The sequence below is a fragment of the Pseudomonas sp. FeN3W genome (assembly GCA_030263805.2).
In the GTDB taxonomy this organism is placed as follows: Bacteria; Pseudomonadota; Gammaproteobacteria; order Pseudomonadales; family Pseudomonadaceae; genus Stutzerimonas; species Stutzerimonas stutzeri_G.
Genome location: CP136010.1, coordinates 2,305,881 through 2,332,806, shown reverse-complemented (window position 1 = coordinate 2,332,806; position 26,926 = coordinate 2,305,881). Strand labels below are relative to the sequence as shown.

Genomic DNA, 26,926 nt, shown 5'->3' with positions numbered 1-26,926 from the left:
TCAGTTCTCCGTTGGGCGCAGCACGACGGCCTGCTCTGGGTTAAGGGTGCCGTTGTAGGGAGCGCCTTCACCGACGCCGTCACTGGCGATCTCGAGGTGCCATTCTCCGGCGTGCGGGTGGGCGTGGGGCTGGTCGGAGAAGTTGATGCAGACCAGTCGCTGATCGCCGCCCAAGTGCCGGCGGTAGGCAAGCACTTCGGGGTGTGAGGCCAGTTCTTCGAAATCGCCGTGATGCAGCGCCGGGCTGGCTTTGCGAGCGGCCAGCAGGCGCTGGTAGAGCGCGAACATGGAGTTCGCTTCACCAGTCTGCCGCTCGGCTGCCAGCTCGTTGGCGTCAGGCGGGAAGGGCAGCCAGGGTTCTGCACCTTGCCAGCCATGTGGCGGTTGGGCCTGCCATGGAATCGGGGCGCGACAACCATCGCGGCCGCCCGGATCGGTTCGGGTTTCGGCGGTAATAACCGCGTCTTCCAGCCCCAATTCCTCACCCTGATAGATGAACGGCGTACCGCGCAGGGTGAGCAGCATTACCGCAGCCGCCCGTGAGGCGCGCTCGGAGCCCTGGTAACGGCTGCGCTGGCGCACGTTGTCGTGATTGGACAGCACCCAGGTCGGCCAGGCGCCAGCGGGTTGCAGCCAGTGTTCGACCTCGCGGATGCAGGTGCGAAACAGCACCGGGTCCCAGGGCGCATCGAGCGGATTGAAGTTGAAGGCCAGGTGCAGCTCGTCGCCGGCGCCGTAGTACTGCAGCACGCGTTCGGTGGAGCGGATGTTCACCTCGCCCACCAGCATGCGATTACCGGGATAGCTGTCGACCAACTTGCGCAGGCCGCGCAGGACTTCGTGGCTGTAAGGCTGATCGTTGAAGTCCGACAGCGGCTGGCCAGCCCCGCAGCGCGGGTCGTCGGCGAAGCTCGGGTCCTTGCCGGTGCAATGAATGACGTCGATACGAAAGCCGTCCACGCCGCGGTCGAGCCAGAAGCGCAGCACGTCGTGCATGGCCTCGACCACCTCGGGGTTGCGCCAGTTGAGGTCCGGCTGCTTGGCCAGGAACAGGTGCAGGTAGTACTGCTGGGTGTGCTCGTCCCACGTCCAGGCGCTGCCGGCACCCAGCGCGGCGCGCCAGTTGTTCGGCTGGTCACGCCAGATGTACCAGTCGCGCTTGGGGCTGTCCCGCGAACTGCGCGACTCGACGAACCAGGGATGCTCATCCGAGGTGTGATTGGGCACGAAGTCCAGCAGCACACGGATATCGCGCGCATGGGCTTCGGTGATCAGCCGGTCGATATCGTCCAGCGAACCGAACAGCGGATCGATATCGCAATAGTCGCTGATGTCGTAGCCGGCGTCGGCCATCGGTGAGCAAAAAATCGGCGATAGCCAGAGGGCATCGACGCCCAGCTGCTGCAGATGATCGAGGTGGCGCAGCACGCCATTGAGGTCGCCAATGCCGTCGCCGTTGCTGTCGGCGAAGGATCGCGGGTAGATCTGATAAACGGTCGCGCCCATCCACCACGGTGTTCGGGTTGTCTCGCTCATTGCTACGCACCCCCTGATTTGCCTCAGGTCGCGGCCGGCCCTGCACCGCCGCCTCGTCAGGTTTACGACTGGCCAACGGCACATGGGTTCGCCACTTAATTGATCCTGGTCGTTCGGCGATGAACGCAAGGGTGGATACTCCGCCTAAGCTAACTACTGACTTTCAACCCCCTCCGAGGAGATTTGCCATGCTGCGTATTGCCATCAATGGGTATGGACGTATTGGTCGCGCCGTCGTACGAGCGCTGTTCGAGCGTGGATTGCAGGATCGGGTACAGGTCGTTGCCATCAACGATCTCAGCGACCACAAAACGCTGGTGCATCTGACGCGCTTCGATTCGACCTTCGGTCGCTTTCCCGAACCGGTGGAACTGGACGGTGAGTCAATGGTGGTGCGCGGCCAAGCGATCCGCCTGCTGGCCGAGCGCGATGCAACCCAGCTGCCGTGGAAGGAGTTGGGCGTGGATGTGGTGCTGGAGTGCACCGGCAAGTTCAAGAAACGTGCGCTGATCGAGCAGCATCTACAGGCGGGCGCAGGTCGGGTATTCGCCTCGCACCCGCTGGATGGCGGCGACCTGACCGTGGTCTACGGCGTGAACCACCAGCTGCTCGGCGATCAGCGCGTCGTCTCCAATGCCTCCTGCACCACCAATTGCCTGGCGCCGCTGGCCAAGGTGCTGCACGAGGCAGTCGGCATTCGTCAGGGCCTGCTCAACACTGTGCATTCCTACACCAACGACCAGAACCTGCTGGACAAGGCGCACAGCGATCTCTACCGCGCGCGCGCCGCGGCGTTGTCGATGATTCCGTCCACCACCGGTGCGGCCAAGGCTATCGGCCTGGTGCTGCCGGAGCTGGCCGGGCGTCTGGACGGCCTCTCGGTGCGGGTGCCGACGCCGAACGTCTCGCTGGTCGACCTGACCTTCATCGCTGAGAACGCGCCGGACAGCGTCGAGGCGATCAATCAGATCCTGCGCGAAGGTGCGCAAAAGATGCCGGCCGGTGTCATGGAGTGCAACGAGGAAGCGCTGGTCTCCTGCGACTTCAACGGCTATCCGGCTTCCTGCGTCGCCGACCTCAGCCAGACCCGCGTGCAGGGTGAGCTGGTCAAGGTGATGGCCTGGTACGACAACGAATGGGGCTTCTCCAACCGCATGCTCGATGTGCTGCTGCACTGGGACGGAGCCAAGCCGGCCTGATGGACGAAGCCGACCGGCCGGGCGCGGGGCAGGGGCTCTGGCAGCTGAGCCTTGCGCAGTTTCGCCACGCCGTGGCCGAGCGCGCGCTGCCCGGTTGCGGTGCGGTAACCGCGGTCAGTGCCGATCTCGCTGTGGCGCTGATCGTCAAGGCGCTGCGAGTCAGCGCCGCACATGGCGATGCTTGCTGTGGCGCGCTGCTGGTCGAAGCTCGCTCGCTGCTGGGTCGTCCCGGTGCCTTCGCCGCTGACGACGTGGCGGTCTTTGCCGAATACCTGAAGGACGACGAGGGCCGGGCGCCTGACCTGTCGCGGCAGGCCTGTGCGGTGCCGCTGGCGACGGCGCATGCCTGCGTCGAGGCGCTGGGCATCGCCGAGCGCGCCTTGCCGATGGTCGAGTCGTCGCTGCGCTGTGATGTCGAGGCGGCGGTGCCGTTGCTGAGTGCCTGCGTCGATGCCGTGCTGCTCAATGTCGAGGCTGACATGCAGGGCCTGGATGCCCAGGCGCGGACCGGTGTGCTTTCCGCACGTGATCGCCTTCGTCAGCAATCGACTCAACTTCGCGATCGTCTGCGCGCCCGCTGATCCTGTTTCCCAATAAGCACAGCCTGTACCCCCTGAGACGAAAGGTCTCGTTTCAGGTTGACGGCGGCTGCCTGCACTACCTAATCTCCAATGCATAGTGAGACATAAAGTCTCAAAATAAGAAGCTGCCAGGTCTTCAGGCAGTCCATTTTCGGAGAGTGCCCATGACTCATCGCATCGTTCTGCCGCGCCTGATGGAAGTCGGCGCCGGCGCCAGCCAGCAACTCGCCCGCGTGTTGCAGGAGCTGGGCTGCAATCGCCCGCTGATCGTCACCGACCGCATGATGGTCGAGCTCGGCTATGTCGCGCGCATCGCCGGGCAACTGGAAGAGGCCGGCATCGCCAGCCAGTGTTTCGCCGATACCCTGCCCGAACCCACCGCCGCGTCGATCCGCGCCGGCGTCGAGATGGTCCGCCAGGGCGACTTCGACTCCATCGTCGCCCTCGGCGGCGGCAGCCCGATCGATTCGGCCAAGGCAATAGGTATCCTCGGCAAGTTCGGCGGCGAGATGCGCGACTACCGCTTCCCACGCGACGTCAGCGAAGCCGGCCTGCCGCTGATCGCCATTCCCACCACCGCCGGCACCGGCTCGGAGGCGACGCGCTTCACCATCATCACCGACGAGACCAGCGACGAGAAAATGCTCTGCGCGGGCCTCGGCTTCATGCCCATCGCCGCGCTGATCGATTACGAGCTGACCCTCTCGCTGCCGCCGCGGGTCACCGCCGACACCGGCATCGACGCGCTGACCCACGCCATCGAAGCCTATGTCAGTCGCAAGGCCAGCCTCTACAGCGATGCCCAGGCGCTGGAGGCCATGCGCCTACTGGCGCCGAACCTGCGCGCGGCTTTCCACGAGCCGGACAACCGCGCCGCGCGCGAGGCCATGATGCTTGGCGCGACCCTGGCCGGGATTGCCTTCTCCAACGCCTCGGTGGCGCTGGTGCACGGCATGAGTCGGCCGATCGGCGCCTTCTTCCATGTGCCGCACGGGCTGTCCAACGCCATGCTGCTGCCGGCGATCACCGCCTTCTCGATTCCCGCGGCGCCCGAGCGCTACGCCGATTGCGCGCGGGCCATGGGCGTCGCCGCGCAGACCGATAGCGTCGAGGTGGCCAACGACAAACTGCTCGCCGAACTGCGCGCAATCAATCAGGAACTGAAAGTGCCGAGCCCGGAACAGTTCGGCATCACCCGCGAACGCTTCTTCGAGCTGCGAGAGACCATGGCGCGTCAGGCGCTGGCCTCCGGCTCGCCGGGCAACAACCCGCGGGTGCCCACGGAAGCGGAAATCATCGACCTCTACGAAACCGTCTGGAACCAGGAGTGAAGCCATGCAGACCCTCGGCAATCTGATCAACAACGAGGCCGTCGCCGGCCGCTCCGAGCGCCACGCCACCGTCTACAACCCGGCCACCGGCGAGCCGCGCCTGTATGTCTCGCTATCCTCGGCGGACGAGACCCGCGAAGCGATCGCCGCTGCCCAGGCCGCCTTCGACGGCTGGTCGAAGACGCCGCCGCTGGTGCGCGCGCGGGTCATGTTTCGTTTCAAGGAACTGCTCGAAAAACGTCGCGACGACGTCGCCCGGCTGATCACCAGCGAGCACGGCAAGGTCTTTTCCGACGCTCAGGGCGAAGTGACCCGCGGGCTGGAAGTGGTGGAGTTCGCCTGCGGCATCCCGCACCTGCTCAAGGGCGAGTTTTCTTCCAACGTCGGCCGCGACATCGATTCGAACTCGCTGATGCAGCCGCTGGGCGTCTGCGCCGGCATCACCCCGTTCAACTTCCCGGCGATGGTGCCGCTGTGGATGCTGCCGGTGGCCATCGCCTGCGGGAATACCTTCGTCTTGAAACCCTCGGAAAAGGACCCCAGCGCGACCATGCTGATCGGCGAGCTGCTGGCCGAAGCCGGGCTGCCGGCCGGCGTGCTGAACATCGTCAACGGCGACAAGGAAGCGGTGGACGTGCTGCTCACCGATGAGCGTGTGCAGTCGGTGAGCTTCGTCGGCTCGACGCCGATCGCCGAATACATCTATGCCACCGCCTCGGCCCACGGCAAGCGTTGCCAGGCCCTGGGCGGGGCGAAGAACCACATGGTGGTGATGCCTGACGCCGATCCGCAGCAGGTGGTCAGCTCGCTGATGGGCGCGGCCTACGGCTCGGCGGGCGAGCGCTGCATGGCGATTTCCGTCGCGGTGTGTGTCGGCGACGAGGTGGCTGACAAGCTGGTCGAAATGCTCAAAGGCGAAATCAGCCAGATGCGCACCGGTCCGGGCCTGGGCGTCGAGCCCGAGCCGCACATGGGCCCGCTGGTGACCCGCGAGCACCAGCAGAAGGTCAGCGGCTACATCGATCTGGGCGTGGAAGAGGGCGCAACGCTGGTCTGCGACGGTCGCGGCATCAAGGTCGAGGGCCATGAGAACGGCTTCTATGTCGGCCCGACGTTGTTCGACCGGGTCACTCCGGACATGCGCATCTACCAGGAGGAAATCTTCGGCCCGGTGCTGGCCGTGGTGCGGGTTGCATCGTTCGACGAGGCGTTGCAGCTGATCAACGATCACGAATACGGCAACGGCACCTCGATCTTCACCCGCGACGGCGATACCGCGCGGCAGTTCGAGGAGAACGTCAAGGTCGGCATGGTCGGCGTCAACGTGCCGATCCCGGTGCCGATGGCCTTTCACTGCTTCGGCGGCTGGAAGCGCTCGGTGTTCGGCCCGCTGAACATGCACGGCCCGGACGGGGTGCGCTTCTTCACCCGCATGAAGACCGTGACCCGGCGCTGGCCCACCGGTATCCGCGCCGGTGCGGAGTTCGCCATGCCGACCATGAAGTGACCCGCGCGGCACCGTTGCACTGGCGGTGCCGGTCGCTACACTCCGGGGCGCCCTGCGGGGCGTCCATCTTCAATGAACGACAAGGCAGACGATGCGCAGCACTCCCCGCGAAAAAGGCTCTTCCATCACCCGTGTGCTGGAAATCATCGAGGCGGTCGCTGCGGCAAACGAGCCGCTCAGCCCGACCGCACTGGCTGAGCGGCTGGATATCCCAAAAGCCAGCGCGCACCGCCTGGTGCAGACGCTTGAGAAGGAAGGCTTCCTGCAGTTCGGCCTGCGCGGCGGGCTGCTGCCGGGTGAGCGCCTGCATGTCGCGGCGCTGAACATCCTGCGCAGCAGCCGGCACAAGGCGTTGCGCCAGGCGATCCTGCGTCAGCTCTCCGAGGCCATCGGCGAGACCTGCGGGCTGGCGATCCCGGACGGGCTGGACATGCTCTATTTCGACCGGGTGCAGACCAACTGGCCGCTGCAGATCAACCTGCCGATCGGCAGCCATACGCCGCTCTGGTGCACCGCCAGCGGCAAGCTCTACCTCGCCTCGTTGCCCCCCGAGCAGTTGGAGCGGGTGCTTCCGCGTCTGCCGATCCGCCAGCTGGCGCGCAATACCCTCACCGATCCCAGCGCCCTGCGCGACGACCTCGCGCGGGTGCGCGAGGAGGAGCTGGGCAGCGATTCGGAGGAGTTCATCGACGGCATGGTCGCCTGCGCGGTGCCGGTGCGCGACGAGCGTGGCGAACTGCTCGCCTGCCTGTTCAGCCATGCGCCGGTGATCCGCTGTTCGATGGAGCAACTGCTCACCTTCGTGCCGGCCATGCGCACGGCGGCGAGGGAGCTGGAGGCGGTACTCGGCACTGCGGCGCCGCTGGACGGGCCGCGCTGAGGGCAGGCTCAAGATCTGCTGCGCGTCGGTCCTGCTGCGTTAAAAACAGGCTCCGGGTCAGATCACGTAGAACAGAATCGCGATGAAGTGCAGCAGGCTGCCGACCATCACGAAGAGGTGCCAGATGCCGTGCCAATGGCGAAAACGCTCGTCGAAGACGAAGAACACGATGCCCACCGTGTAGCAGATGCCGCCGGCCAGCAACCAGGTGAAACCGGCGCCGCCCAGGGCGGCGAACAGCGGCTTGACCGCCACCAGCACGATCCAGCCCATCACCGCGTAGATCACCAGTGACAGCACCCGTGCTTCCGAGCGCGGCTTGATCTCCTGCGCCATGCCGATCAGCGCCAGGCCCCAGACGATGCCGAACAGCGTCCAGCCCCAGGCGCCGGCCAGGGTCACCAGGCAGAACGGCGTGTAGCTGCCGGCGATCAGCAGGTAGATCGACAGATGATCGAGCTTGCGCATGACCACCTTCGCCCGCCCGCGCAGGCTGTGGTAGAGCGTCGAGATGCTGTAGAGCAGGATCAGGCTGGGGCCGTAGATCGCTGCGCTGACGATCTTCGCCAGCTCACCGTCGAGCGCCGCCAGTACCAGCAGCCAGATCGCACCGAGGCACGCCAGCGCAGCACCGACCAGGTGTGTCCAGGCATTGAAGCGTTCGCCGTGGTACATCCCAACCCTCCCGAAATCGCGACGCCATCAGCATGCCGCGCCCGGGTTACAGGATTCAAATCGGTCGCGAGAAATCGGAGGCGGCGCGTCAGCGCTTGAGCATCGCCCGCATCGCCGCGAGGGCGTCGTTGCCGCGCGCGGCCTTGACCTCCACCGGCGCGTCTTCCTGGCCTTCCCAGACCAGGTCCTCGGGCGGCAGCTCGTCGAGGAAGCGGCTCGGCGTGCAATCGATGATCTCGCCGTACTGCTTGCGCTTGGCGGCGAAGGTCAGCGCCAGGTTGCGCTTGGCGCGGGTGATGCCGACGTAGGCCAGGCGCCGCTCTTCCTCGATGGTGTCGGCCTCGATGCTGGAGCGGTGCGGCAGGATTTCCTCCTCGAAGCCGATGATGTACACCGAGGGAAATTCCAGGCCCTTGGAGGCGTGCATGGTCATCATCTGCACGCCCTCGGCGCCTTCTTCCTCTTCCTGCTGGCGTTCGAGCATGTCGCGAAGCACCAGCTTGCCGATGGCGTCCTCGATGGTCATGTCGCCGTCTTCGTCTTTTTCCAGCGTGCTTTTCAGCGCGTCGACGAGGAACCAGACGTTGCCCATGCGCGCGTCGGCCACCTTGTCGCTGGAGGCGTTCTGGCGCAGCCAGTTCTCGTAGTCGATGTCCATCACCATGCTACGGATGGCGGCGATCGGCTCGTTGACCACGCATTGCTGGCGCACGTTGTCCATCCAGTGCTTGAAGCGCGCCAGGCGCTCGGCGTAACGGCTGTCCAGATGCGCGCCGAGGCCGATCTCGTCGGATGCGGCGTACATGCTGATGCCGCGTTCGCTGGCGTAGTTGCCGAGCTTTTCCAGGGTGGTCGAGCCGATCTCGCGGCGCGGCACGTTGATCACGCGCAGGAAGGCGTTGTCGTCGTCCGGGTTGACCAGCAGGCGGAAGTAGCTCATCAGGTCCTTCACCTCCTGGCGGGCGAAGAAGCTGGTGCCGCCGGACAGGCGATAGGGAATCTGGTGGTGCTGCAACTTCAGCTCCATCAGCTTGGCCTGGTAGTTGCCGCGGTAGAGGATGGCGAAGTCGCTGTACGGGCGCTGGGTGCGCAGGTGCTCGGTAAGAATCTCCAGCGCCACCCGCTCGCATTCGGCGTCCTCGTTGCGCGTGCGGATCACACGGATCTCGTCGCCATGGCCCATCTCCGACCACAGCTGCTTCTCGAACACGTGTGGGTTGTTGGCGATGAGGATGTTGGCGCATTTGAGGATGCGGCTGGTGGAGCGGTAGTTCTGCTCCAGCATCACCACTTTCAAGGACGGATAGTCCTCCTTCAGCAGCATCAGGTTTTCCGGGCGCGCGCCGCGCCAGGCATAGATCGACTGGTCGTCATCACCGACCACGGTGAACTGGTTGCGCATGCCCACCAGCAGCTTCACCAGCAGGTACTGGCTGGCGTTGGTGTCCTGGTATTCGTCGACCAGCAGGTAGCGGATGCGGTTCTGCCATTTCTCCAGGATGTCGGCGTGCTCCTGGAACAGCTTCACCGGCAGCAGGATCAGGTCGTTGAAGTCCACCGCGTTGTACGCCTTGAGCGTGCGCTGGTAGTGCAGGTAGACGATGGCGGCGGTCTGTTCCTTGGGATTGCGGGCGCCCGCCAGGGCCTCGTCCGGCAGGATCAGGTCGTTCTTCCAGCTGTCGATGTAGTTCTTGATCTCGTCGGCACCGTCGTCGCCGGAATACTCCTTCTGCATGATGTCGGTGAGCAGCGCCTTGATGTCGCCGTCATCGAAGATCGAGAAGCCCGGCTTGTAGCCCAGGCGTGCGTATTCCTTGCGGATGATGTTCATGCCCAGGTTGTGGAAGGTGGACACGGTCAGCCCGCGCGCCTCGCTGCCCTTGAGCAGCGTGCCGACGCGTTCCTTCATCTCGCGTGCGGCCTTGTTGGTGAAGGTCATGGCGACGATGTGGCGGGCCTGGATGCCGCATTGCTGCACCAGATAGGCGATCTTGCGGGTGATCACGCTGGTCTTGCCGGAGCCGGCACCGGCGAGCACCAGCAGGGGGCCGCCGACGTAGTTCACGGCTTCCTGCTGCCGAGGGTTGAGTCGGGACATGTCGTTCAGGTCGTTCGAAACGGGGGGCGCGAGTTTAACAGGCCGAAAGGCTGATGCAGGCGGGTCGAGGACGCAATAAAGCACCGATCGTCGCGCTTGGGGCTTGGCTGATCGAAATAATGGATTAGTCTTATGCGCGCTGCAGGAGGCAGGGCGTTTGCATAGGGTTGTGCGGGAAACCGGGTGTGTACCGCCCGTCTTGCAAATCACTGAGTCCGGAGGCCGCTTGCCAGCGCCCGCTCAATCCATGCCGCTGTTGCTGTTGGCCGATCGATCCGAATGGGCCGAGCGGCTGCACGCCTGCCTGCAGGGCTCGCACAGCGCGGAGCGGCTGATCATTGCGGCGGATTGGGACACGGCCAGCGCGTATCTGGAAACGCCCTGCCTGTTGCTGGCGACGCCGGAATGCCAGGCGCTCGCCGAACGCTTCCCCTGGCCGCTGATTCTGCTGCTCGACGAGGAGCCGGCGCAGATGCCGGAAGGCGCGGTCGACTGGCTGGTGGGCGACCAGCTCAGCGCCGAGGTGCTGCGCCGCTGCCTGCGCTATGTGCGCGAGCGCTGCAACCTGCAGGGCACCTTGCAAAGGCTGGCCGAGCAGGATCCGCACACCGGTATCGTCAACCGCCAGGGCTTCCAGGCGCTGCTGTTCGAGGCCCTGGCCGAGCATCAGGAGCAGGGTCTGGTGCTCGGCTATCTCGATCTGGACAACTTTCGCCACGTCAACGATGCCCTCGGCCACCAGGCTGGGGACCGCTTGATCCTGCAGGTGGTGGCGCGGCTCAAGGCGCAGCTGGAGGTCGGCGACATGCTGGCGCGGCTGGGCGGCGACGAGTTCGCCCTGCTGCTCGATACCCGCGACGATCCGGAGCGCGCAGTGGCGGTCGCCGATCGCATCGTCGAAGCACTGGCGGAGCCTTACTGGGTGGAGGGCGAGAGCCTGATGCTCGGCTGCAGCGTCGGACTGGCGCGCGCCAGCGAGGGGATCGACGCCGATCCGCTGCTTTGGCACGCGCAGATCGCCATGCGCCAGGCCAAGGCTGGCCAAGGCTGCACCTGGTGTTTCTACGATGAACAGGTCAGTCGCAGCGCGCGCAGCCTCGCCGATCAGGAGGGCGAACTGCGCCGTGCGTTGCGTCGCGGTGAGCTGGAGCTGCACTACCAGCCGCGGCTGTGCCTGGAAAGCGGGCGCATCGTCGGGCTGGAGGCGCTGGTGCGCTGGCTGCATCCGGAGCGCGGTCTGCTGGCGCCCGATGCCTTCATTCCCATGGCCGAGGAGAGCGGGCTGATCGTGCCGCTCGGCTACTGGGTGATCGCCCGCGCGCTGCGCGATCTGCAAAGCCTGCACGAGGGCGGCGCGGATTCGCTGCACATGGCGATCAATCTGTCGTTCCGCCAGTTTCAGGACAGCCAGCTGCTGCCGACCCTCAACCGGCTGATCGACGAGCGCGGCATCGACCCGCACTGGCTGGAATTCGAACTCACGGAAACCGCGGTGATGCGCCGCAGCGAGCAGGTGCAGAGCGCCATGCATGCGCTGGGCGAGCTCGGCGTACGCTTCTCGCTGGACGACTTCGGCACCGGCTTTTCATCGTTCGTGCACCTGTCCAGCCTGCCGATCACGCTGCTGAAGATCGACAAGAGCTTCGTCGCCGGCATGGTCGTGCGGCCCGAGAAGTCGCAACTGGTGCAGGCGATGGTCGGTTTGGCGCACAACCTCGATCTGGATGTGGTTGCAGAGGGCGTCGAGACCACCGCGCAGCTCGAGTTGCTGCGCCAGTTCGGCGCGCAGCAGGTGCAGGGCTATCTGGTCAGCCAGCCATTGCCGTTGGCCGAGCTGCTGCATTTCATGAGCGCCGAGCGACTGGCCGCCGGCCTGGCGCACTGATCGACCGCGTCCTGGCCGGCGCCAGGACGCGGCTCGGCTTCAGCGAACCATGTGCAGGAAGTGCATGTGCTTTTCGTACTGGCCGAGGATGTCTCCGATCACGTCTTCCCGGCTCCAGCCCATCACGTCATAGTCCTGGCCGCCTTCCTTGAGATGCACCTCGGCGCGGAAGTACTTGCGCTCCTCGCGCTCGTCGTCCTCGCTGGTGGCGATGAAACTCGGCATGGCGTAGGCCCGCGGGCGCACCTCGTAGATGAAGTCCGGCTCGCCTTCGTGGGTGATCTCGAAGCGCAAGCGACGATCGTCACCTTCGCTGATCTCCACCGCATAGCCCTGCTTGCGCATTTCCTCGGCGATGTCCTCGTAGGCCGGGCGCACCACTTCGGTGATGAAGCGCACCACATGGGCGCGTCGCGGGAACAGCATCAGCGTACGCAGGCGACGTTGCCAGCCACCGGCACTGCGCGGAGCACTGGGTGAAATGCTCAGGGCCTGGTAGCGCAGGCCCTGCTTGGTGGCATCCAGGCGCAGCGCCTTGAGCAGGCCCCACATCGAACAGAGCAGCGCGATGGTGAAGGGCAGGGCGCTGGCAATGGTCGCCGTCTGCAGCGCGGTCAGGCCGTCGGCCAGCAGCAGCGCGATGGCCACGCCGCCCATGGAGGCGGCCCAGAAGATGCGCTGCCAGACCGGCGTGCCCTGCTGGCCGCCGGAGGCGAGCATGTCCACCACCAGTGCGCCGGAGTCCGCCGAGGTGACGAAGAACACCACCACCATGATGATGGCGATCAGCGAGATGAAGCCCGAGAAGGGGAAATGCTCGAGGAAGGCGAACAACGCCAGCGAACTGTCCTGCTCGATGGCTTCACCGAGGCTGGTGACGTGCTCCCAGAGGATCATGTGGATCGCGCTGTCGCCGAACACGGTCATCCACAGCAGGGTGAACGCCGTCGGCACCAGCAGCACGCCGGCGACGAACTCGCGGATCGTGCGGCCACGGGAGATGCGTGCGATGAACAGGCCGACGAAGGGCGACCAGGCCAACCACCAGCCCCAGTAGAACAGGGTCCAGCCGCCGATCCAGTCGTTCGGCTCGTAGGCGTAGAGGTTGAAGGTCTTGTCGACGATGTCCGACAGGTAGCTGCCGGTGTTCTGCACGAAGGTCTGCAGGATGAACACCGTGGGTCCGGCGACCAGCACCAGCAGCATGAGCAGGCCCGCCAGCGTCAGGTTCAGCTCGGACAGCCGGCGCACTCCCTTGTCCAGCCCGGTGACCACCGAGATCGTCGCCAGCAGCGTGGTGGCGATGATCAGGCCGATCTGCACCGGCACCGATATCGGCAATCCGTACAGGTGGTTGAGCCCGGTGTTGATCTGGGTGACGCCCAGGCCCAGCGAGGTGGCGACGCCGAGCACCGTGCCGATGATGGCGAAGATGTCCACGGCGTGCCCGATCGGTCCGTGGATGCGTTCGCCGATCAGCGGGTAGAGCGCCGAGCGCAGGGTCAGCGGCAGGCCGTGGCGGTAGGCGAAGTAGGCCAGGATCATCGCCACGATGGCGTAGATCGACCAGGCATGCAGGCCCCAGTGGAAGAAGGTGATCTTCATCGCGTCGCGGGCGGCGAGGACCGTGCCGCCTTCGCCCGTCGGCGGCGAAAGGAAATGCATCACCGGTTCGGCCACGCCGAAGAACATCAGGCCGATACCCATGCCGGCGGAGAACAGCATGGCGAACCAGGTCAGGGCGCTGTAGTCCGGTTCGCTGTGATCCGGTCCGAGCTTGATGTCGCCGTAACGACTGAACGCCAGCAGCACCACCATCAGCAGGATGAGTGCGACGGCGAGAATGTAGAGCCAGCTGACGTTGGCGATGATCCAGGCTTGGGTATCGCCAAACAGCGTCTGCGCGTGGCTCTGGAAGGCCACGCTGTAGATCACCAGGACCAGGATGATGACCGCCGAGCCATAGAAGACCGGGGCGTTGAGGTGGGAAGACGAGGGCTGTTTTGCCTCCATGCTGCGCTCCTTCGGGTTGTGTCTGGGGAGTGGCCGCCTGTGGCGAAAGCCAGCTAACTTAACACAGACCGCAAAGGGTGCCGGTCGTCCGCAGCTAATTGATGGTGTCTGAAGGCCCGTGCTTGAACAATCTCAGCCTTGACTGCCGGGCCGGTATTGCAGGGCTTCGGCAAGATGCTGGCGGCTGATGCGCTCGGCCTGCTCCAGGTCGGCGAGGGTGCGCGCCACCTTGAGCAGACGGTGTGCGGCGCGTAGCGACAGCGCCAGGCGTTCGCAGGCGCGCTCCAGCCAGGTTTGATCCTCGATGCCGAGCTGGCAGTGGCTGCGCAATCCGGCGAGGCCGAGAAAGGCATTGGCGCAGCCCTGACGGGCAAGTTGCAGCTGTCGCGCCTGGGCTACCTGGGCGGCGAGCACGGCACTGCTCTGACCCGTCTGCGGCGCAGCGTTGAGGGCCGTGGCCTCGCGCGCCACGGTCAGGTGCAGATCGATGCGGTCGAGCAGCGGGCCGGAGAGCTTGTTGCGATAGCGCTGGATCTGCTCCGGTGTGCAGCGGCAGCGCCCATTGGGGTCGCCCAGATAGCCGCAGGGGCAGGGGTTCATCGCCGCTACCAGCTGAAAGCGCGCCGGAAAACGCACCTTGTCGCGGGCCCGGGCGATCACGATATGTCCCGACTCCAGAGGTTCGCGCAAGACCTCGAGCACCTTGCGGTCGAACTCCGGCAGTTCATCGAGAAACAGCACGCCCTGATGCGCCAGAGTGATCTCCCCCGGCTGCGGACGGCTGCCGCCACCAACCAGCGCAGGGCCGGATGCACTGTGATGGGGCTGCCGAAAGGGGCGTTGCGGCCAATGTTCGAGGGGGCTGTGACTGGCCACCGAATGGATGGCGGCGACTTCCAGCGCCTCCTGTTCGTCCAGTGGCGGCAACAGGCCGGGCAGGCGGCTGGCGAGCAGGGTCTTGCCGGTGCCCGGCGGGCCGGAAAACAAGAGGTTGTGCGCGCCAGCCGCAGCGATCAGCAGCCCGCGCTTGGCCGCCTGCTGGCCTTGCACGTCGGCCAGGTCGGGGTAGGGCTGGACCTGCCGCAGCAGACCCTGGGCGACATAGGGTTCGAGCGGCGTGACGCCGTTGAAGTGCGCGGCGACCTCGAGCAGGTGCTCGGCGGCATAGACGGTGAGCCCGGAGGCCAGACTGGCCTCCTCGGCGTTGGCCCGTGGCACCAGCAATGCGCGGCCGGCGGCGCGCGCGGCGAGGGCAGCCGGCAGCACGCCCTGGACCGGGCGCAGGGCGCCGGACAGTGCCAGCTCGCCGAGGCATTCCAGCTTGTCGAGTCGCTCGGCCGGCAGCTGACCACTGGCCGCGAGGATGCCCAGGGCAATGGACAGGTCGAAGCGGCCACCGTCCTTCGGCAGGTCGGCGGGGGCAAGATTGAGAGTGATGCGTCGTGCGGGAAAATCGAAGCCGGAGGTGAGGATGGCGCTGCGCACGCGATCCTTGCTTTCCTTGACCGCGGTTTCCGGCAGGCCGACCAGGGTCAGCGCCGGCAGACCGTTGGCCAGATGGGCTTCGACGGTCACCGAAGGCGCTTCGACGCCGATCTGTGCGCGGCTATGAACTATGGCCAGGGACATCCGATCACTCCTTGATCGTGTCGCGGCCCGGTCTGTCAGGACACGGGCGGCGTGAGCTTTTCTTCCAGTTCGGCAACCTTGGCTTCGAGCGCCTCCAGGCGCGCGCGGGTGCGGGCGAGCACCACCATCTGGCTGTCGAATTCGTCGCGGCTGACCACGTCGAGCTTGTTCAGCGCACCCTGCACCACGCCCTTGAGCTGGGCTTCGAACTCGCCACGCGGCAGCGGCGTCTCGCCGTTGAACAGGCGCGAGGCCTGGGAGCCGATGGCATCTAGGAAAGCTTTTGGCGGCAACATTGAAAACACCTGTGGTTGAACCGGGCGCAGTGTAGCACGGGCTTTTTTCGGTCTTTCTCGGGTGTCGTGCACAAAAAATGAGCAGCTGTTGGTGCATGTGCGCACCAAAGTTGTGCGCGTTCTGCCTGCGACCGTCCGTCGGGCATCCACTCCATCCGCGCGCACCCCGTAAAAACGGGCATTGCGTAAAGCTGGCACTGATTCTGCTTTGTCCCCAGCGACGCATGCACCAACGGGTTGCGGTGCATCGGTGATTCGCGACGCTTTTGTTGGAGAGGTTGGTGGTGTCGGACTGCGGACCGGCTACAGCCGGAGCGTTACAAGAGCCAGACACTGAGCTTAGACTTGAGCCGGGTTCGTACTTCTGGGGCAAGTCCACCTAAAACGGGAGAAGTTTTCATGAAACTAGTCACTGCCATCATCAAGCCGTTCAAGCTGGACGACGTGCGCGAGTCGCTGTCGGAAATTGGCGTACAGGGCATCACCGTTACCGAAGTCAAAGGCTTCGGTCGTCAGAAGGGCCACACCGAGCTGTATCGCGGTGCCGAATACGTCGTCGATTTCCTGCCGAAGGTGAAGATCGACGTGGCCATCGCCGACGATCAGCTCGATCGCGTGATCGAGGCCATCACCAAGGCGGCCAACACCGGCAAGATCGGTGACGGCAAGATCTTCGTGGTCAACCTGGAACAGGCCATTCGCATCCGTACCGGCGAAACCGATACCGACGCGATTTAAGCAGCACCTCCGAACCCCCCACGCCCCAGGAGTAAAACCATGACTCTGCGAAAATTCGCAGGGCTAGGAGCCCTTTTGTCTCTGATAAGCCCAGGCCTGGCCCTGGCGCAGGAGGCAACGCTGGATTCAGGCGACACGGCATGGATGCTGACGGCCACTGCGCTGGTGCTGTTCATGACCATCCCTGGGCTGGCGCTGTTCTACGGCGGCATGGTCCGCTCGAAGAACATCCTCTCGGTGATGATGCAGTGCTTTGCGGTCACCGGCCTGATGAGCATCCTCTGGATGGTCTACGGCTACAGCCTCGCCTTCGACACCACCGGTATGGAAGCTGGGGTCACCAACTTCAATTCCTTCGTCGGTGGCCTGGGCCGCGCTTTCCTCAGCGGTCTGACGCCCGACAGCCTGGTCGGCGCCTTCCCTGAAAGCGTCTTCATCACCTTCCAGATGACCTTCGCCATCATCACCCCGGCACTCATCGTCGGCGCCTTCGCCGAACGCATGAAGTTCTCCGCGATGCTGGTGTTCATGGGCGTCTGGTTCACCCTGGTCTATGCGCCGATCGCGCACATGGTCTGGGGCGGCGACGGCGGCCTGATGTGGGATTGGGGCGTGCTCGATTTCGCTGGCGGCACCGTGGTGCACATCAACGCCGGTATCGCCGGTCTGGTGGCCTGCCTGGTGCTGGGCAAGCGCAAGGGCTATCCGACCACGCCGATGGCGCCGCACAACCTGGGCCTGACGCTGGTCGGTGCGGCAATGCTCTGGGTCGGCTGGTTCGGCTTCAATGCAGGCTCGGCCATCGCCGCCAACGGTACGGCCGGCATGGCCATGCTGGTCACGCAGATCGCTACTGCCGCCGCGGCGCTGGGCTGGATGTTCGCTGAGTGGATCGGTCACGGCAAACCCAGCGCGCTGGGCATCGCCTCCGGCGTGGTCGCCGGCCTGGTCGCCATCACGCCGGCGGCCGGCACGGTGGGTCCGATGGGCGCGCTGGTCATCGGCCTGGTCTCCGGGGTGGTCTGCTTCTTCTGCGCCACCAGCCTGAAACGCAAGCTCGGCTACGACGATTCGCTGGACGCCTTCGGTGTGCACGGCGTGGGCGGCATCGTCGGGGCGCTGCTCACCGGCATCTTCGCGGCACCCATGCTGGGTGGCTTCGGCGAGGTGGAGAACATCGGCCTGCAGCTGTGGATTCAGTTCAAGGGCGTGCTGTTCACCGTGGTGTACACCGGCATCGTCACCTACCTGATCCTCAAGGCTATCGATCTGGTAATGGGGCTGCGGGTCAACGAGGAGCAGGAAACCATCGGCCTCGACCTCAGCTTGCATAACGAGCGTGGCTACAACCTGTAATCCATTCAGGGCACCCCGGAGCCAACCCCGGGGCCAATCCGAAAAAGCGGCACCGGCCATCGACGCGGCATGCGATGGCCTGTGGACCGAACAGCGCATAGAGCGCGACAGCAAGAGGTGAAACATGGATAGCACTGCATTGATACCCGTCCAGTACGGACTCGATACCTTCTACTTCGTGATCTGCGGAGCGCTGGTGATGTGGATGGCGGCAGGTTTCGCCATGCTCGAAGCCGGTCTGGTCCGGGCGAAGAACACCGCCGAGATCCTCACCAAGAACATCGTGCTCTACGCGCTGGCGTCGATCATGTATCTGCTGGTCGGCTACTACATCATGTACTCCAGCCCGGACGGCGGCATCCTGCCGAGCCTGGGCTTCCTGATCGGCGACGAGAATGCCGTCGACGTGGTCGCCGCCGGTGGTGAGGACGCGCCTTACTACTCCGCGCGTGCCGACTTCTTCTTCCAGATCGTGTTCGCCGCGACCTGCATGTCGGTGGTTTCCGGTGCGGTGGCCGAGCGCATGAAACTGTGGGCGTTCATCGCCTTCGCGGTGGTGATGACCGGCTTCATCTACCCGGTTCAGGGCTTCTGGAAGTGGGGCGGTGGTTTCCTCGACGCGGCGGGTTTCCTCGACTTCGCCGGCTCCGGCATCGTGCACATGGCCGGTGCGGCCGCTGCTCTGGCGGGTGTGCTGCTGCTCGGTCCGCGTAAGGGCAAGTACGGTGCGAACGGTCAGATCAATGCCATCCCCGGTGCCAACATGCCGCTGGCGACCCTCGGCGCCTTCATCCTGTGGATGGGCTGGTTCGGCTTCAACGGTGGCTCGCAGCTGAAGATGAGCACCATCGAAGACGCCAATGCCGTCGCCCAGGTCTTCGTCAATACCAACATGGGCGCCGCCGGTGGCCTGATCGCCGCGCTGATCACCGCGCGCTTGCTGTTCGGCAAGTCCGACCTGACCATGGTGCTCAACGGCGCGCTGGCCGGTCTGGTGGCGATCACTGCCGAACCGCTGACCCCGAGCGCGCTGCAGGCGACGCTGATCGGCGGCGTGGGTGGTGTGCTGGTGGTGTTCAGCATTCTCGCGTTGGATAAGCTCAAGCTCGATGACCCGGTCGGTGCCATCTCCGTGCATGGTGTTGCCGGCATGTGGGGCCTGCTGGCCGTACCGCTGACCAACGCCGATGCCACCTTCGGTGCCCAGCTGCTGGGTCTGGTGTCGATCTTCCTCTGGGTGTTCATCGCCAGCCTGATCGTCTGGGCCATCATCAAGGCGGTGATGGGCCTGCGCGTCAGCGAGGAAGAGGAGTACGAGGGTGTGGACGTCGTCGAGTGCGGTCTGGAGGCCTATCCGGAGTTCACTCGCCAGTAACGATTCGCTGGTACATGACAAGGGCGCCTTTTGGCGCCCTTTGTTTTTTTTGGCGCCACGCTAGAATGCGCGCGACCCGCCGTTGAACATGAGCCTTCGAACATGTGGCAACAGACCCTGATCACCTTGCGAGCGCGCCCACGCGGCTTTCATCTCATCACCGATGAGCTGCTCGACGCACTGCCGGAACTGCGGCAATGCCGGGTTGGTCTGTTACACCTGTGGTTGCGGCATACCTCGGCCTCGCTGACGATCAACGAGAATGCCGATGCAGCGGTTCGGCGAGATTTCGAACGCTTCTTCAATCGCCTGGTGCCGCAGGGTGAGGGAGGCTACGAGCACGACTACGAAGGGCCGGACGATCTGCCGGCGCATTTCAAGGCCAGCCTGCTCGGCTGCCAGTTGAGCCTGCCGGTCAGCGACGGGCGTCTGACACTTGGTACCTGGCAGGGCATCTATCTCGGAGAGCACCGCGACCAGGGTGGCGCGCGGCAGATAGTGGCAACGCTGCACGGGACGGCAAGTTGAATTTTTTTTGGCGGTGTCGGTCTTTCCGCATCGCTGGGCTATAACTTACTCCGCTTTGGCAAGGCCATGAGGTTGAACATGAGCGACGAAGAACTAGAACAAGACGATCTGGACGTTAGCGACGAGGAGGAAGGGGAAGAGCTGAACGCCGCCGATGATGGCGACGACAGCCTCGACGACGAAGGGACCGACAGCGAGCGCGCCACGCCGGCCAAGAAGGCCAAGGCGAAGGCCGTGGAACCGGACGAGCTGCCGAGCCTGGAAGCCAAGCAGAAAGAGCGCGATGCGCTGGCGCGGGCCATGGAAGAATTCCTCGCGCGTGGCGGCCAGGTGCAGGAAGTCGAGCCCAATGTGGTCGCCGACCCGCCGAAGAAACCGGATAGCAAGTACGGCAGCCGCCCTATTTGAGCACCCAGGAATTGCGAAAAAGCCCTTCTCTTAGGCGTAATGCTGTTCACTTAAGCATTTGAGCCCCAGCGGGGCTGCCCCGAAATCCGATGCCAGGCTTCTGGCATCGGATTTTTTATGTCTCTCCAACAGCAACTGCTCGACTTGGGTGAACTGTTCAACTTCGCCGATCTGAGCACCTTCACTCAGAACATTCCAGTCGAGTGGGTCGCGTCCGCGCTGGACCTCTCCGCCCAGGCCTCGATCCGGCGGCGTCTGCCCGGCGATCAGGTGCTCTGGTTGGTGCTTGGCATGGTTTTGTTTCGCGACGAGCCAGTCCATGAAGTAGCGCGGCGCCTGAACATCTGCGCTCAGGGCCTGGCTTCTCACGACTTGCTGGCCAGAAGCGGTATTACGGAGGCGCGCAAACGACTGGGGGCCAATCCGGTGGAGTGGCTGTTCCGCCAAACGGGTAGCCAGTGGGGTCGCGAGCGCTACGATGGCCAAGGAGTTGATTTACCAGGAGGTCTGGGGGCTATTGCTGGCCTACAACATCATCCGCCGTGAAGCCGGTCAGGCGGCAGTCGCCCTTGGCCGTTCGACATCTGCTTCAAGCCCGTGGCCCAATACATCGCTGTGCAATTGATCGTGATGGCTGCGGCCAACCCGATTTCAGCAACAGGAAGACGGTTGTCGGAGTTGAGGGCGGGAATCGGCGGGCTGTTCCTGGACCACCGTCCGAGGCCATCAAGACCAAGGACGGTGAAGATTTCCAAGACCCGCTACCCAGTGGATCGGAAGGCTGCTCCGCTTAAGTGAACAGCATTACGCTTGCAGGTGGGCTTTTTCGCATCTGGCGTCTGGCTCAGTCGCCGCGCCAGCTGAGCAGCAGCTTGGGCAATTCGGCCAGGCTCTGGATCTGCGCATCGGGATGGTAATCGTGCGGCCAAGCGTTGCGCTTGGGGTTGAACCAGATCGCCCGCATGCCCGCCTGCTGCGCCCCGGCAATGTCGTCCAGCGCATGGTCGCCGACGTGCACGGCCTGTTCCGGGCGCGCATCGCCCAGGCGCAAGGCTTGCTGGAACGGATGCGGGTCGGGTTTGCCGACGCCCAGCTCCTCGGCGCACAGGGTGAACTGGAAATAGTCGGCCAGGCCGAGGCGGCGCACGTCGGCGTTGCCGTTGGTGATCACGCCGAGGCTGTAGTGATTGGCGAGAAATTCCAGCGTGGGCTGCACGTCCGGGAAAATCTGCACCTCGTGGCGCGCATCGAGAAAGACCTGAAACGCCTGCTCGGCCAGCGCGTCCGCTTCATCGGCGGGATAGCCGGCATCGTGCAGTGCGTGCTGCAGGATGCGTCGGCGCAGCTCGCTGATACGGTGGCGTAGCGCCGGGTCCTGTTCGATCAGCATGCGGCGGATCGCGCCCAGGGCTTCGACGGGAAATTCGCCCAGGCGCGGTGCTTGCACAGCCAGCCAGTCGCGCAGTGCGGTTTCGGCGCTCTGGATGGCCGGCGTGGTTTCCCAGAAGGTGTCGTCCAGGTCGAAGGTGATCAGGCGAATGCTCATGTGTCGGTGTCCTGCTTGCGCTTGGCGCGCGGATGCGCCTGATCGTAGACCTTGGCCAGGTGCTGGAAATCCAGGTGCGTGTAGATCTGCGTGGTGCCGATGTCGGCATGGCCGAGCAGCTCCTGCACCGAGCGCAGATCCTGCGAGGATTCCAGCAGGTGGCTGGCGAAACTGTGGCGCAGCATATGCGGGTGCAGGTGCTGACCGAGCTCGCGCACGCCGGCCTGGCGCACCCGCAGTTGCACGGCCCGCGCGCCGAGACGGCGACCCTGCTGGCCGATGAAAACAGCGCCGTCGACCGGGTTGGCCAGTGCACGTACAGGCAACCAGGCTTGCAAGGCCTCGCGTGCCTTGCTCCCGACCGGCAGTTCGCGCACCTTGTTGCCCTTGCCGAGCACCCGCACCAGGCCGGCGGCCAGGTCGAGCTGGTCGAGGTTCAGGCCGACCAGTTCCGACAGCCGCAGGCCGGATGAATAGAACAGCTCGAGCATCGCCTGATCGCGCAGGCCGATGAAGTCGTCCTCGACGCCACCATCGAGCAGCTGCATGGCGCGATCGGTATCCAGCAGCTTGGGTAGACGCCGTTCACCTTTCGGCGCGGACAGGCCCGCTGCCGGATCGTGCCGGCAGAGGCCTTCCTGATTCAGGTAGCGGTAGAGGCCGCGCACCGATGAGAGCAGGCGCGCCAGGCTGCGGCTGGACTGGCCCTGGCGATGCAGTTCACCGACCAGCTGGCGCAGGTGCCGGCCTTGCAGCGCATCCCATTCGGCGATGTTTTCGCGCTCGCAGTAAGTCAGCAGCTTGTTCAGGTCGCGGCGGTAGCCGTCCAGCGAGTGGCCCGACAGCTGCCGGGCGCTGCGCAGGTGTTCGAAGTAGGCATCAAGAGCAGCGGCAAGCTTCAAGCTACAAGCTCCAAGTAAAAGCGTTTGGCCCCGCGCTGTTCGTTCTTGCAGCTGCTTCTAGCGTACCGAGCGCAGCGGCGTGCCGAAGCGCGGCAACACGCGGGTCAGCACTTCGGCGATATAGCCGAGGAAGAGGGTGCCCAGCGAGCTCTTGTAGTGCTGTGGGTCCGGGCTGCCGATCGCCAGCACACCCAGCTGATTGTTCAGGCTGACTACCGCCGCAGAGCCCACGCTGCCGCTGTCTTCGGCGCCGAACAGGAAACTCAGCTCGTGCGGGCGGAGCACGCCGCAGATGGTCTTGCCGCCGTCGAGCAGGCCGCCGATGCTCTGCTGCGCCTCGCCGGTGCTGACGCAGCGGCCCACCGGCAGTGTCGCGTCGCTGAACAGGATGAGGCTGACGTAGGGCACCTGGAACTCGTGGCGCAGGCTGTCTTCCACCGCGCTGACCACTTCTTCCAGGCTGCCGGCGTCGAGCAGGTCGAGCACCAGGCGGCGGGTCTTGTCGAACAGGCGGTCGTTGTCGCGCGCCACGTCCATCAATTGCGACAGCCGATGGCGCATCTCGATGTTGCGCTCGCGCAGCAGCTTGACCTGACGCTCCACCAGCGACACCGCGGTGCCTGGCTGATGAGGAATGCGCAGCTCGGGGATCAGCTCGTCGTGATCGACGAAGAATTCCGGGTGGGCGCGCAGGTAGGCGGCGACGGCTTCGGCGTCGGGTAGCGGGGTGCTGCCCTGAGTCTGGTCGGTCATAGGCGAACCTGTCCTTCAAATACACGAACGGCGGGGCCGGTCATCATAACCGGCTGCCCGGGACCTGCCCATTCGATGGACAGACGGCCACCCGGCAGCTCGATCTGCAGCGGCGAATCCATCCAGCCCTGGCGGATGGCGGCGACCGCCGCGGCGCAGGCGCCGGTGCCGCAGGCCTGGGTTTCGCCGGCGCCGCGTTCCCAGACGCGCAGCCGCGCATGGCGGCGGTCGACGACCTGCAGGAAGCCGGCGTTGACCCTCTGCGGAAAGCGCGGATGGTGTTCGATCTTCGGCCCCAGTTCATGCACCGGCGCCTGCTCGACGTTGTCGACGCGCAGCACTGCATGGGGGTTGCCCATGGACACCGCGGCCAGCTCTACGCGCTGGTCATCGACTTCGAGCGGATAGCTCAGCGCTTCCTGCTCGGCTTGGAAAGGGATATCTGCCGGTGCCAGGCGTGGCGGGCCCATGTCGACGCGGATCTGGCCGTCGGGTCGGATATCCAGCTCGATGATGCCGCCCTTGGTTTCGACCTTGATCTTGCGTTTGACGGTCAGGCGCTTGTCGACCACGAAGCGGGCGAAGCAGCGCGCGCCGTTGCCGCACTGCTCCACTTCCGAGCCGTCGGAATTGAAGATGCGGTAGCGAAAATCCACGTCCGGGTTCTGCGGCGGCTCGACGATCAGCAGCTGATCGAAGCCGACGCCGGTGTGGCGGTCGCCCCACTGCTTGGCGTGCTTGGGCTGGATGTGCGCGTGCTGGCTGACCAGGTCGATGACCATGAAATCGTTGCCCAGACCGTGCATCTTGGTAAAGCGCAGAAGCATGATCTTGGCCTCAAGTGGGCAGCAGGCTTTCGCCGGCGTATAGCTCCTGAACGCTCTCGCGGCGGCGCACTTCGAAGGCCTGCTCGCCGTCCACCAGCACCTCGGCGGCGCGGCCGCGGGTGTTGTAGTTGGAGCTCATGACGAAGCCGTAGGCGCCGGCCGAACACACCGCCAGCAGGTCGCCCTCGACCAGTGCCAGCTCACGATCCTTGGCGAGGAAGTCGCCGGTCTCGCAGATCGGTCCGACGATGTCGTAGCGACGCGTATCGCCTTCGTGCGGCTGCACCGCGATGACGTTCATCCAGGCCTGGTACAGCGCCGGGCGGATCAGGTCGTTCATCGCTGCGTCGACGATGGCGAAATCCTTGTGCGCGGTGTGCTTGAGGTATTCGACGCGGGTCAGCAGCACGCCGGCGTTGGCGACGATGGAGCGGCCTGGCTCGAACACCAGCGCCAGCCCGCGGCCTTCGATGCGTTGGCGCACGGCCTGGATGTAGTCGCCGGCCAGCGGCGGCTGCTCGTCGCGATAACGCACACCGAGGCCGCCACCGAGGTCGAGGTGACGAATCTGGATGCCGCGTGCGGCGAGGCGATCGGTCAGCGCCAGCAGGCGGTCGAGCGCATCGAGGAACGGCGGCAGGCTGGTCAGTTGCGAACCGATGTGGCAATCGACGCCGACCACTTCCAGGTTCGGCAGCTCGGCGGCACGGGCGTAGACTGCCTCGGCGTTGTCGATATCGATGCCGAACTTGTTTTCTTTCAGACCGGTGGAAATATACGGATGGGTACCGGCATCGACGTCCGGGTTGACCCGCAGCGACACCGGTGCCTTTTTGCCGAGCTCGGCGGCGACCTGCTGCAGGCGCTCCAGCTCGTCGGTGGACTCGACGTTGAAGCAGTGCACGCCGACTTCCAGCGCGCGGCGCATGTCGTCACGAGTCTTGCCGACGCCGGAGAAGACGATACGGTCCGGCTGGCCGCCGGCGGCCAGCACGCGCTCCAGCTCACCGCGCGAGACGATGTCGAAGCCGGCGCCGAGACGCGCCAGCACGTTCAGCACGCCAAGGTTCGAATTGGCTTTGACGGCGAAGCAGACCAGATGCGGCATGCCATCCAGCGCATCGGCATAGGCCCGGTACTGGGCCTCGATGTGCGCGCGGGAATAGACATAGGTCGGGGTGCCGAAGCGTTGCGCAAGTGCGGGCAGTGCCACGCCTTCCGCGAAGAGTTGACCGTCGCGGTACGAGAAGGCCTCCATGAACAGCCTCCTTTAGAGTTCGAAACGGTCTTTGGAACGTTCTTTGACGGTTTGCTCGTCATCCGGCAGGTACAGCGGACCTTTCTGGCCACAACCGCTGAGCGCGGCGGCGAAGACGGCGAGGGCGACGAAGGGAAGCAGAAGGCGCTTCATGGGAGCTGGAATCCTTGAAAAATCTAATCGCCGGAGTATACCCAGCACCCGGCGGATTGCCTATGCGAGCAGCGCGTCACATGGCGGCCGTGCTGGCGGGCGGCTCGCTTGATCCGGCTGCGCCCTGCTAAGCTCGCCGCCATCGCATGCGGCCCGCGTCGCGTGCAGAACAATTCGAGGAAGTGTTGCATGAGCCTGAGCGAAGCCCGTTATCACGATCTGGTCGATGCTGTGCAGGAGAGCGTCGAGGACGTGTTCGATGACACCAGTCTGGACGTCGACCTGGAGAACTCCGGTGGGGTGCTGACCGTGCGTTTCGATAACGGCAGCCAGCTGATCCTCAGCCGGCAGCCGGCGTTGCGCCAGCTGTGGGTCGCGGCGCGCTCCGGCGGCTTTCATTTCGACTACGACGAAGGCAGCCAGCTGTGGCTGTGCGATGCCAGCGGCGAGCGACTCGGCGAGCTGCTCTCGCGGGTGACGCTGGAGCAGGGCGGCGAAGCGCTGGAGTTCGAGGACATCTGACTCGATCTGCGTGCAGCCCCGCGAGCTGGGGGCTGCCGGCAGGGGCCTTGCTTATTCGGGCTGCTGTGATAGTGTCTTCGCAGGTCAACAAAACCCCGCCTTCGGGCGGGGTTTTGCTTTTTTCGTGTTTTATTTTTTCGCAGGAGCTTGCCAGAACCCATGACCAGTGCACCGCCGATCATCCTTACCCAACTCGATCTGCAGCGCCTTGAGCGGCTGCTCGACAGCCTGGACGACTACGGTCCGGCCGCCGAAGCGCTCGAGCAGGAACTGTCGCGGGCGCAGATCGTGGAACGCAGCGAGATGCCCGCGGGCGTCGTGACCATGAATTCGCGTGTGCACTGCCGCGACGAAGGCACGGGCAAGGACTACCACCTGACGCTGGTCTATCCGCACGACGCCGGCAAGGAAGGCACCGTGTCCGTGCTGGCGCCGGTCGGTACGGCGCTGCTGGGCATGAGCGTCGGCCAGCACATCGACTGGCCAGCGCCGGGCGGCAAGGTGCTCAAGCTCACCCTGCTCGCGATCGAATACCAGCCCGAAGCGGCAGGCGACCCCTTCTAAGCCTGCCTCCGCCTATCGGGCCGGCGTCCCGCTGGGCTTTCTATCGAAGTGGGGGCGGCGCCTGCCGCAAAAGGGGGCGCATCAGGCTTTCCGAGCGCGACTGCAGATTGCCCTGACGATCCAGGCGGCAGGGTTTTTGCCAGGTCGCCGCTGTCGTTGAGGTGCTGGCGGAAGCTGCCCAGCCAGCCGCCATATCTGCTCCGCTCGTTGCCAGGCGCTGGCATTGACAGGCGAGGCCCGTTGCCAGGCTTCGCAGGCAGCTCGCAATTCCTGGTCCTCGGGCGAAGCCTGCAGCCAGATAAGCCATTCCATGGCGCAATTCCATTGAGGGGCGGGAATTTCACTCATTTCGAGTTCACCGACGGT

26 protein-coding genes and 1 pseudogene are annotated in these 26,926 nt (G+C 65.0%); 14 read left to right on the top strand and 13 right to left on the bottom strand.

The genetic code is table 11. The features are described 5' to 3' along the window. Positions 1–1,536: an alpha-amylase family glycosyl hydrolase gene (locus P5704_011145; protein WOF80975.1), complete on the bottom strand. Its 1,536-nt coding sequence runs from the start codon at positions 1,534–1,536 to the stop codon at positions 1–3. A gap of 188 nt (positions 1,537–1,724) precedes the next feature. Here P5704_011145 and gap point away from each other — a divergent pair, with 188 nt between their 5' ends. From gap to P5704_011120, 5 genes are all read left to right on the top strand, one after another. After that, positions 1,725–2,735 (top strand): type I glyceraldehyde-3-phosphate dehydrogenase, encoded by a 1,011-nt coding sequence (gene gap, locus P5704_011140; protein ID WOF80974.1) that lies wholly within the window; start codon positions 1,725–1,727, stop codon positions 2,733–2,735. After that, positions 2,735–3,316, top strand: coding sequence for a cyclodeaminase/cyclohydrolase family protein (locus P5704_011135; protein WOF80973.1), 582 nt, complete (start codon positions 2,735–2,737; stop codon positions 3,314–3,316). Before gap ends, P5704_011135 begins: the two co-directional genes overlap by 1 nt. Positions 3,317–3,480: 164 nt before the next feature. After that, the gene (locus P5704_011130; GenBank protein WOF80972.1) at positions 3,481–4,647 is read left to right on the top strand and encodes an iron-containing alcohol dehydrogenase; all 1,167 of its coding nucleotides are present in this window, start codon (positions 3,481–3,483) and stop codon (positions 4,645–4,647) included. Between the two features lie 4 nt (positions 4,648–4,651). Further along, positions 4,652–6,154 (top strand): CoA-acylating methylmalonate-semialdehyde dehydrogenase, encoded by a 1,503-nt coding sequence (locus P5704_011125; protein WOF80971.1) that lies wholly within the window; start codon positions 4,652–4,654, stop codon positions 6,152–6,154. Between the two features lie 91 nt (positions 6,155–6,245). Continuing rightward, on the top strand, positions 6,246–7,034 hold the full coding sequence (locus P5704_011120; GenBank protein ID WOF80970.1) for an IclR family transcriptional regulator: 789 nt from the start codon (positions 6,246–6,248) through the stop codon (positions 7,032–7,034). Between the two features lie 57 nt (positions 7,035–7,091). On the opposite strand, the gene P5704_011115 is transcribed toward P5704_011120, so the two are convergent. Beyond that, complete coding sequence (locus tag P5704_011115; protein WOF80969.1) at positions 7,092–7,709, bottom strand: hemolysin III family protein; 618 nt, start codon at positions 7,707–7,709, stop codon at positions 7,092–7,094. A gap of 88 nt (positions 7,710–7,797) precedes the next feature. Continuing rightward, a complete protein-coding gene (gene rep / locus P5704_011110) occupies positions 7,798–9,807 on the bottom strand; it encodes a DNA helicase Rep (GenBank protein ID WOF80968.1) in 2,010 nt (669 codons plus the stop codon). Positions 9,808–10,054: 247 nt separating this feature from the next. Between rep and P5704_011105 the strand changes: the two genes are divergently transcribed. After that, positions 10,055–11,692 (top strand): bifunctional diguanylate cyclase/phosphodiesterase, encoded by a 1,638-nt coding sequence (locus tag P5704_011105; protein WOF81213.1) that lies wholly within the window; start codon positions 10,055–10,057, stop codon positions 11,690–11,692. 39 nt (positions 11,693–11,731) lie between these two features. Here the strand turns inward: P5704_011105 and betT are convergent, their stop codons facing one another. From betT to P5704_011090, 3 genes are all read right to left on the bottom strand, one after another. After that, a complete protein-coding gene (betT, locus tag P5704_011100) occupies positions 11,732–13,705 on the bottom strand; it encodes a choline BCCT transporter BetT (GenBank protein WOF80967.1) in 1,974 nt (657 codons plus the stop codon). A 132-nt stretch (positions 13,706–13,837) separates the two neighbouring features. Next, positions 13,838–15,334: a YifB family Mg chelatase-like AAA ATPase gene (locus tag P5704_011095; GenBank protein ID WOF80966.1), complete on the bottom strand. Its 1,497-nt coding sequence runs from the start codon at positions 15,332–15,334 to the stop codon at positions 13,838–13,840. Positions 15,335–15,369: 35 nt separating this feature from the next. Then, positions 15,370–15,630: an accessory factor UbiK family protein gene (locus P5704_011090; GenBank protein ID WOF80965.1), complete on the bottom strand. Its 261-nt coding sequence runs from the start codon at positions 15,628–15,630 to the stop codon at positions 15,370–15,372. Between the two features lie 399 nt (positions 15,631–16,029). Here P5704_011090 and glnK point away from each other — a divergent pair, with 399 nt between their 5' ends. The 6 genes and pseudogenes from glnK (at position 16,030) to P5704_011060 (ending at position 20,833) form a co-directional block, all read left to right on the top strand. Further along, positions 16,030–16,368 (top strand): P-II family nitrogen regulator, encoded by a 339-nt coding sequence (glnK, locus tag P5704_011085; GenBank protein WOF80964.1) that lies wholly within the window; start codon positions 16,030–16,032, stop codon positions 16,366–16,368. 39 nt (positions 16,369–16,407) lie between these two features. Continuing rightward, complete coding sequence (locus P5704_011080) at positions 16,408–17,724, top strand: ammonium transporter (protein WOF80963.1); 1,317 nt, start codon at positions 16,408–16,410, stop codon at positions 17,722–17,724. Positions 17,725–17,848: 124 nt separating this feature from the next. After that, entirely contained in the window at positions 17,849–19,099 is a 1,251-nt protein-coding gene (locus P5704_011075; protein ID WOF80962.1) for an ammonium transporter, read from the top strand. A gap of 102 nt (positions 19,100–19,201) precedes the next feature. After that, a complete protein-coding gene (locus P5704_011070; protein WOF80961.1) occupies positions 19,202–19,627 on the top strand; it encodes a secondary thiamine-phosphate synthase enzyme YjbQ in 426 nt (141 codons plus the stop codon). 78 nt (positions 19,628–19,705) lie between these two features. Next, positions 19,706–20,035, top strand: coding sequence for a transcriptional regulator SutA (sutA, locus tag P5704_011065; protein ID WOF80960.1), 330 nt, complete (start codon positions 19,706–19,708; stop codon positions 20,033–20,035). A gap of 117 nt (positions 20,036–20,152) precedes the next feature. Continuing rightward, positions 20,153–20,833 (top strand): annotated as a pseudogene (locus tag P5704_011060) (transposase domain-containing protein). A 46-nt stretch (positions 20,834–20,879) separates the two neighbouring features. Here P5704_011060 and P5704_011055 read toward each other — a convergent pair. Genes P5704_011055 through P5704_011030 form a run of 6 tightly spaced genes read right to left on the bottom strand, consistent with a single transcriptional unit; the run spans position 20,880 to position 25,474 of the window. Then, positions 20,880–21,581 carry an HAD family hydrolase gene (locus tag P5704_011055; GenBank protein WOF80959.1) on the bottom strand — a complete coding sequence of 234 codons (702 nt, stop codon included), beginning with the start codon at positions 21,579–21,581 and terminating at the stop codon, positions 20,880–20,882. Then, entirely contained in the window at positions 21,578–22,483 is a 906-nt protein-coding gene (gene xerC / locus P5704_011050) for a tyrosine recombinase XerC (protein WOF80958.1), read from the bottom strand. The genes P5704_011055 and xerC overlap by 4 nt, the downstream gene beginning before the upstream one ends. A 57-nt stretch (positions 22,484–22,540) precedes the next feature. Beyond that, positions 22,541–23,236 (bottom strand): DUF484 family protein, encoded by a 696-nt coding sequence (locus P5704_011045; GenBank protein WOF80957.1) that lies wholly within the window; start codon positions 23,234–23,236, stop codon positions 22,541–22,543. Beyond that, positions 23,233–24,063, bottom strand: a complete 831-nt coding sequence (dapF, locus tag P5704_011040) for a diaminopimelate epimerase (GenBank protein ID WOF80956.1) — start codon at positions 24,061–24,063, stop codon at positions 23,233–23,235. Before dapF ends, P5704_011045 begins: the two co-directional genes overlap by 4 nt. A gap of 10 nt (positions 24,064–24,073) precedes the next feature. Next, positions 24,074–25,321 (bottom strand): diaminopimelate decarboxylase, encoded by a 1,248-nt coding sequence (gene lysA / locus P5704_011035; protein ID WOF80955.1) that lies wholly within the window; start codon positions 25,319–25,321, stop codon positions 24,074–24,076. A 12-nt stretch (positions 25,322–25,333) separates the two neighbouring features. Next, complete coding sequence (locus tag P5704_011030) at positions 25,334–25,474, bottom strand: lipoprotein (protein ID WOF80954.1); 141 nt, start codon at positions 25,472–25,474, stop codon at positions 25,334–25,336. Between the two features lie 189 nt (positions 25,475–25,663). On the opposite strand from P5704_011030, the gene cyaY reads away from it, so the two are divergent. Beyond that, a complete protein-coding gene (gene cyaY / locus P5704_011025; protein ID WOF80953.1) occupies positions 25,664–25,996 on the top strand; it encodes an iron donor protein CyaY in 333 nt (110 codons plus the stop codon). Positions 25,997–26,155: 159 nt separating this feature from the next. Next, positions 26,156–26,560, top strand: coding sequence for a nucleoside diphosphate kinase regulator (rnk, locus tag P5704_011020; GenBank protein ID WOF80952.1), 405 nt, complete (start codon positions 26,156–26,158; stop codon positions 26,558–26,560). A gap of 81 nt (positions 26,561–26,641) precedes the next feature. Here rnk and P5704_011015 read toward each other — a convergent pair whose 3' ends face one another. After that, complete coding sequence (locus tag P5704_011015) at positions 26,642–26,872, bottom strand: DUF4880 domain-containing protein (protein WOF81212.1); 231 nt, start codon at positions 26,870–26,872, stop codon at positions 26,642–26,644. Between the last annotated feature and the right edge of the window lie 54 nt (positions 26,873–26,926).

Bases quoted from the DNA above. Each gene is read 5' to 3' on its own strand.
- P5704_011145 (WOF80975.1), bottom strand. From the start codon at position 1,536: ATGAGCGAGACAACCCGAACACCGTGGTGGATGGGCGCGACCGTTTAT.
- gap (WOF80974.1), top strand. From the start codon at position 1,725: ATGCTGCGTATTGCCATCAATGGGTATGGACGTATTGGTCGCGCCGTC.
- P5704_011135 (WOF80973.1), top strand. From the start codon at position 2,735: ATGGACGAAGCCGACCGGCCGGGCGCGGGGCAGGGGCTCTGGCAGCTG.
- P5704_011130 (WOF80972.1), top strand. From the start codon at position 3,481: ATGACTCATCGCATCGTTCTGCCGCGCCTGATGGAAGTCGGCGCCGGC.
- P5704_011125 (WOF80971.1), top strand. From the start codon at position 4,652: ATGCAGACCCTCGGCAATCTGATCAACAACGAGGCCGTCGCCGGCCGC.
- P5704_011120 (WOF80970.1), top strand. From the start codon at position 6,246: ATGCGCAGCACTCCCCGCGAAAAAGGCTCTTCCATCACCCGTGTGCTG.
- P5704_011115 (WOF80969.1), bottom strand. From the start codon at position 7,709: ATGTACCACGGCGAACGCTTCAATGCCTGGACACACCTGGTCGGTGCT.
- rep (WOF80968.1), bottom strand. From the start codon at position 9,807: ATGTCCCGACTCAACCCTCGGCAGCAGGAAGCCGTGAACTACGTCGGC.
- P5704_011105 (WOF81213.1), top strand. From the start codon at position 10,055: ATGCCGCTGTTGCTGTTGGCCGATCGATCCGAATGGGCCGAGCGGCTG.
- betT (WOF80967.1), bottom strand. From the start codon at position 13,705: ATGGAGGCAAAACAGCCCTCGTCTTCCCACCTCAACGCCCCGGTCTTC.
- P5704_011095 (WOF80966.1), bottom strand. From the start codon at position 15,334: ATGTCCCTGGCCATAGTTCATAGCCGCGCACAGATCGGCGTCGAAGCG.
- P5704_011090 (WOF80965.1), bottom strand. From the start codon at position 15,630: ATGTTGCCGCCAAAAGCTTTCCTAGATGCCATCGGCTCCCAGGCCTCG.
- glnK (WOF80964.1), top strand. From the start codon at position 16,030: ATGAAACTAGTCACTGCCATCATCAAGCCGTTCAAGCTGGACGACGTG.
- P5704_011080 (WOF80963.1), top strand. From the start codon at position 16,408: ATGACTCTGCGAAAATTCGCAGGGCTAGGAGCCCTTTTGTCTCTGATA.
- P5704_011075 (WOF80962.1), top strand. From the start codon at position 17,849: ATGGATAGCACTGCATTGATACCCGTCCAGTACGGACTCGATACCTTC.
- P5704_011070 (WOF80961.1), top strand. From the start codon at position 19,202: ATGTGGCAACAGACCCTGATCACCTTGCGAGCGCGCCCACGCGGCTTT.
- sutA (WOF80960.1), top strand. From the start codon at position 19,706: ATGAGCGACGAAGAACTAGAACAAGACGATCTGGACGTTAGCGACGAG.
- P5704_011055 (WOF80959.1), bottom strand. From the start codon at position 21,581: ATGAGCATTCGCCTGATCACCTTCGACCTGGACGACACCTTCTGGGAA.
- P5704_011045 (WOF80957.1), bottom strand. From the start codon at position 23,236: ATGACCGACCAGACTCAGGGCAGCACCCCGCTACCCGACGCCGAAGCC.
- dapF (WOF80956.1), bottom strand. From the start codon at position 24,063: ATGCTTCTGCGCTTTACCAAGATGCACGGTCTGGGCAACGATTTCATG.
- lysA (WOF80955.1), bottom strand. From the start codon at position 25,321: ATGGAGGCCTTCTCGTACCGCGACGGTCAACTCTTCGCGGAAGGCGTG.
- P5704_011030 (WOF80954.1), bottom strand. From the start codon at position 25,474: ATGAAGCGCCTTCTGCTTCCCTTCGTCGCCCTCGCCGTCTTCGCCGCC.
- cyaY (WOF80953.1), top strand. From the start codon at position 25,664: ATGAGCCTGAGCGAAGCCCGTTATCACGATCTGGTCGATGCTGTGCAG.
- rnk (WOF80952.1), top strand. From the start codon at position 26,156: ATGACCAGTGCACCGCCGATCATCCTTACCCAACTCGATCTGCAGCGC.
- P5704_011015 (WOF81212.1), bottom strand. From the start codon at position 26,872: ATGGAATGGCTTATCTGGCTGCAGGCTTCGCCCGAGGACCAGGAATTG.